At 43.3% G+C, this 4,405-nt stretch carries 5 protein-coding genes, 2 tRNA genes, 1 pseudogene and 1 other annotated feature; of the genes and pseudogenes, 4 read left to right on the top strand and 4 right to left on the bottom strand.

Going from position 1 to position 4,405, the window contains the following annotated elements; translation table 11 throughout:
• Positions 1-62: 62 nt before the first annotated feature.
• Positions 63-278 (bottom strand) — a binding site (T-box leader).
• A gap of 52 nt (positions 279-330) precedes the next feature.
• Positions 331-876, bottom strand: coding sequence for a 2-C-methyl-D-erythritol 2,4-cyclodiphosphate synthase (ispF, locus tag MCG44_RS00285; protein WP_240286096.1), 546 nt, complete (start codon positions 874-876; stop codon positions 331-333).
• Positions 877-979: 103 nt separating this feature from the next.
• On the bottom strand, positions 980-1,765 hold the full coding sequence (locus MCG44_RS00280; RefSeq protein ID WP_240286094.1) for a peptidoglycan-binding protein: 786 nt from the start codon (positions 1,763-1,765) through the stop codon (positions 980-982).
• Positions 1,766-2,052: 287 nt separating this feature from the next.
• On the opposite strand from MCG44_RS00280, the gene MCG44_RS00275 reads away from it, so the two are divergent.
• The 3 genes from MCG44_RS00275 to MCG44_RS00265 all read left to right on the top strand — a co-directional run bounded on the left by MCG44_RS00275 (position 2,053) and on the right by MCG44_RS00265 (position 2,747).
• Positions 2,053-2,125 (top strand) — tRNA-Val (locus MCG44_RS00275).
• Between the two features lie 34 nt (positions 2,126-2,159).
• Positions 2,160-2,233: transfer RNA gene (locus MCG44_RS00270), tRNA-Met, on the top strand.
• A gap of 169 nt (positions 2,234-2,402) precedes the next feature.
• Positions 2,403-2,747: a YmaF family protein gene (locus MCG44_RS00265; RefSeq protein WP_240286092.1), complete on the top strand. Its 345-nt coding sequence runs from the start codon at positions 2,403-2,405 to the stop codon at positions 2,745-2,747.
• 37 nt (positions 2,748-2,784) lie between these two features.
• Here the strand turns inward: MCG44_RS00265 and MCG44_RS00260 are convergent, their stop codons facing one another.
• Positions 2,785-3,141 (bottom strand): hypothetical protein, encoded by a 357-nt coding sequence (locus MCG44_RS00260; RefSeq protein WP_240286090.1) that lies wholly within the window; start codon positions 3,139-3,141, stop codon positions 2,785-2,787.
• 185 nt (positions 3,142-3,326) lie between these two features.
• On the opposite strand from MCG44_RS00260, the gene MCG44_RS00255 reads away from it, so the two are divergent.
• Complete coding sequence (locus tag MCG44_RS00255) at positions 3,327-3,677, top strand: sporulation initiation factor Spo0A C-terminal domain-containing protein (RefSeq protein ID WP_240286088.1); 351 nt, start codon at positions 3,327-3,329, stop codon at positions 3,675-3,677.
• A gap of 110 nt (positions 3,678-3,787) precedes the next feature.
• Here MCG44_RS00255 and MCG44_RS00250 read toward each other — a convergent pair.
• Positions 3,788-4,405, bottom strand: a pseudogene (locus MCG44_RS00250) (ribonucleoside-triphosphate reductase, adenosylcobalamin-dependent); the annotation flags it as partial.

Here is a 4,405-nt window from a genome sequence, read left to right as displayed (position 1 = left end):
TCATCTTTATTCTCCTTCTCTTTCATCAATTGTTTTATTCAAAGAAAAAAACTCCGTCTCAGACAAGAGACGAAGTAATCCGCGGTTCCACTCTTATAGAGAGTTATCCTCTCCACTTTCATACAGATAACGCCTGCCTGCGGGGCGGCATACTCATTGTTCTTCCGCCCGGCTCCCGAATGCACTTCCCTGCTTTTCCCCTTAAGACGGCTTACAGCCGATGGCCATCTCTCTCTGAAAGTTTTCAAGCAGGTACTCTAATCGTTCACAGCCTTTTATGCTCTTAGTGTATGCAAAAAAATGCTGTTTGTCAACACTTATCCTCCGCATTTATTTATCTTTTGCACAGCCGCAGCAGCCCTCGCATGGTCTGGTGTTCATCCTGTCCTCACCTGCCAGCTCAAGTACCGGTATGAGGGAGCAGATTGCCTGAGATGATATCCCCTCCATCCTCCCGGTAAAACCAAGCCCCTCCTCCGTGGTCGCTTTTATATTCACCTGGTTTATTTCAATATTCAGCGCACGCGCCACGTTTTCTGTCATCTGTCCGATATATGGCATCAGCTTCGGCTTCTGCGCAATTATCGTCGCGTCGATATTGTTGATAATGTACCGCTCTTCCTCGAGCAGTTTTCCTACTTTCTCCAGAAGCAGAATACTGGAAATACCACGGTACTGCGGATCCGTGTCCGGAAAATGAGTTCCAATATCTCGCAGCGCCGCAGCTCCCAGAAGTGCATCCATAATGGCGTGTACAACCACATCTGCATCCGAATGCCCCAACAGACCCTTCTCATATGAAATTTCAACGCCTCCCAGGATCAGTTTTCGGCCTTCTTCCAGCCGGTGTACATCATATCCCATTCCTATTCTCATATGCATTTCCCTCCGTTTTTTTTATCATACCGTACCATACATCTATTTTCAAACAGAATTTACGCAGCAATATAAACTTTTACTCAGATGAACCACTGCATGTTTACAGATCCAGCAGTGCACGCCAGGTCTTTTTGCCTACAATACCGTCAATTGACAGACCTTTCTGCTTCTGAAATTCCATAACAGCCGCTTCTGTATCCTTTCCGAAGATTCCGTCTGCCCCAGAAGTCCCGATTCCAATTTTATATACATTAGACAGTTTCTCCTGAATCAGCCTGGTTATACCCCCGCTTGCGCCCTTACGCACTGTGGGGCATCCATTCAGTGTATTGGGCCCTGCAATCCCATCCACCTTACCTGGGCGGTAGCCCTGTCTTACCAGCTCCTGCTGCAAACGCAGTACCCAGTTATCCTGTGACGGTGCTGTATTGGTTCCTCCGGGATTTCCCCAGGTTTTCATAAACGAATTGATATTTCCGTATATATTTTTCAGCCGTGACGGTGTACTGCCCCAGTCAGGGAGCTGAAAATGTGGACGGTCCACCGGTGACGTCCAGTCTCCTCCCCATTCCAGTCCAAGAGATTTACCGATCGCCCCTACATGTTCAAAGAAGTTTCCATTTTCATTGTACGCCCCTGTTCCATCATTTCTGTAAAAATCAAAGGCTACCCCCCACTGATGCATGGAGCTGTAGGAACTGCCCGGTGCATTCGTCACAATCTGCCCCGGTTTTGTCCTCCCCTGAGCGTACAGCGCATCCTGCTCTGCCACACTTCGAAAACTTTCACCTATCGCTATCTCATATCCCTGTTTGGCACACTCAGCCTTCAATTCAGCGGCGAGTTCCTGCAGGCGCGGATGACATTTTGATATATCTCTGCCCATTATACATTCTCCTTAATACTTATATTCTAATTGCGAGAGTATACTTTCAGCCACCTTTGTTCAAAAACTTCTCATAACTTCTGAAGCTGCAGCATATACTCTCTTACCTCATAATATGCCAATAGCTTTGCAGGGTGCGTTTATGACATTTTTCATGTTATTCACCCTAAAAAATATTATTTCATTTTTTTTAATTTAGGTATTGACTTTTTCTTTTTACAATTATATAATAGCAGAGCAGGTTGCGGTTGAGACAAATAAAACGTCTGAATCCACTGTAATATTCTGGGATCTTAGCTCAGCTGGGAGAGCATCTGCCTTACAAGCAGAGGGTCATAGGTTCGAGCCCTATAGGTCCCACTTACTTTGAAAAAAGTAAAATTTCATATGTTTTGGCGAGATAGCTCAGTTGGCTAGAGCACACGGTTCATACCCGTGGTGTCGGGGGTTCAAATCCCTTTCTCGCTACTCAAAAAAGTCCCGTAAACTCAGAGTTTGCGGGTTTTTTATTGTTTCGTTTTTTAGTTCTGCCCCTCTTTTCTTTTGCTCTGTTCCAGGCGCTTATCACAATCGTTTTTTGTCACATTGGCACAATTTTTTTCATATTATATCAAAACTGGAAATGAAAGGTAATAATATGAATTCAAACTTTGTTGAAGCTTCTCACTGTCCGAAACAGCATAATCATGAAATACTTGGCAGTACAAAAATTAAAGGGTGTTGTGAAAATGCTCATAATCATAGATTTGCAACCGTATCAGGTGATGCGATCCCCTGTGACGGTAGCCATGTTCACGAAGTAGAATTTACTACTGATTCATGCGATGGTCATAAACACGAATTCTGCGGCACATCCGGTCCTGCTATTGATGTTGGCTGCGGGCGTCATGTGCATCTTATAAAAGGATGTACTTCCTGCAATTCTGATCATAAACATGAATTTGTAGTAGCAACCCTGATAGAAGATCCAATATGTGAATAGTTTTCCCCCCCCCGGCTTAAAAAGCCGGGGGATTCTTTTAAATGACCCGGCACTCTTCCGGTTTCTTATCATAGTGCATCGTCTTAAATACTGCCCGGCGAAAACCGATTTTTTCAGACGGCAGGTATTCAACAGTGCAGACAATCGGTTCAATCCATATAGCATACAGGCATCCTTTGGGAATTTTAAAAAATGGACACTCTGTCTCCACCATGCTGTAGTGACAAAGCCAATTTGAGCTGATCTCAATTGTAACGTGATAATTCACAACGAATTTATCATCCCGGCTATATTTTGCGAGAATGAGACTGCTCATATTGTTTTGTTTTTTAATGTATCCCAGGCAGATAAAATCTTCTGTCTTAATGGCATCTGCTTTTTTCAGCTTTGGCATAAATATACCATCCCTACTGTATTTGAATGTATCTTCAATTGAATCCTCCATTTTTTCTGTATTAGTATGTGTAAAATGGAACTCATTATTTGTCTAATTTTATCTAATGATGTCATTTTTTTCTTCTTTTTCAATTGACTCAGTATAATATTGTATACAAAATACTTATACAAGGATGGTTTATTATGCCGATAAAAAATGTTATATTACTCATTCAGTCAGTATCCGGACACCCATGTCACAAAAGTTATTACCATTTAGCTCTGGCGGTGCATTATTGTTGTGATTTTCAAATATATTATGGATTCTGTCTTGAGCGTCAGATCTATCCATTAATATCTGATGAAACTGAGCTTCCTGTTAAATCAATCTCTCGCAGTATATCCAGAGCTGTATGTGACTGCTGGGATTACGGTAACCGAAAGAAGCTGGACAAGATCGCTAACCGCCATTTAATCGAAAAACCTTCCCCAAAAGAGTTTATTATTTATCTCTGCAGTTATCTGATGGGATTTTCGGCAGATCTGATGATCTGATACACACTGTTTTAATCGATATTTTACGTATGCGTTGAGCGATACCCGTACCTTGGGTATCACTCAAACAACTATCTCTCATTTAAAAGTCCATTATGGGCCCGGTACCACTATCTGACCGGGCATGCCCCGGTCGAACAGTCAGAATCTCCAATATCAAAATCTGATTCTTCGTATTCATACCGTGTAAGAAGCGATGGGTTAAATGGTCTCATAGCTGCTTTACGTGCATCGTACTCCTCCTTAGTAATGGCTTCGTAGGGCAGTAATTCATAAAAGCTGTCATCATAACTTAAAAACGACAGAGCAACCACATCATCCCAGTTGTCCCACACCCACTGTTCCGTATCTTCCCACTCATCTTCCCGCACATGAACAGTGATAGAACAATTATGGTCCACATAATGCTCCATGAACATTTTATAAGTTTCCAGCTGCTCTATTGCGGATACATCTGCCTTCACTTTACCGGCTGGTGCCTTTACCGGGAATTCCACAACCTTTGTTGTCGCATTCTCCGGATTCTGCCCCACCTCAGGCAGCACCGGATATTCCAGTTCTTCACATACCCGGCACAGGGGATCAGCCGCATTAATTCTTACCCTCCTTATATAGTAAGGAGAATGTGAATAATGAACACCGCTTGAAACTGTCGGCAGCAGGGACAACGTCCCCTCCGGTTTGATGGTTGTCACCAGCAGCGGTTTTCCGGTGCCCAGTCTGTCGGC

The sequence above is a fragment of the Lawsonibacter sp. OA9 genome, assembly GCF_022440585.1.
This window is presented reverse-complemented; position numbering and strand designations above follow the sequence as displayed.

Coding starts and splice junctions, on each gene's coding strand:
- ispF (WP_240286096.1), bottom strand. CDS start 876: ATGAGAATAGGAATGGGATATGATGTACACCGGCTGGAAGAAGGCCGA.
- MCG44_RS00265 (WP_240286092.1), top strand. CDS start 2,403: ATGAATTCAAACTTTGTTGAAGCTTCTCACTGTCCGAAACAGCATAAT.
- MCG44_RS00260 (WP_240286090.1), bottom strand. CDS start 3,141: ATGCCAAAGCTGAAAAAAGCAGATGCCATTAAGACAGAAGATTTTATC.
- MCG44_RS00255 (WP_240286088.1), top strand. CDS start 3,327: ATGCCGATAAAAAATGTTATATTACTCATTCAGTCAGTATCCGGACAC.
- MCG44_RS00280 (WP_240286094.1), bottom strand. CDS start 1,765: ATGGGCAGAGATATATCAAAATGTCATCCGCGCCTGCAGGAACTCGCC.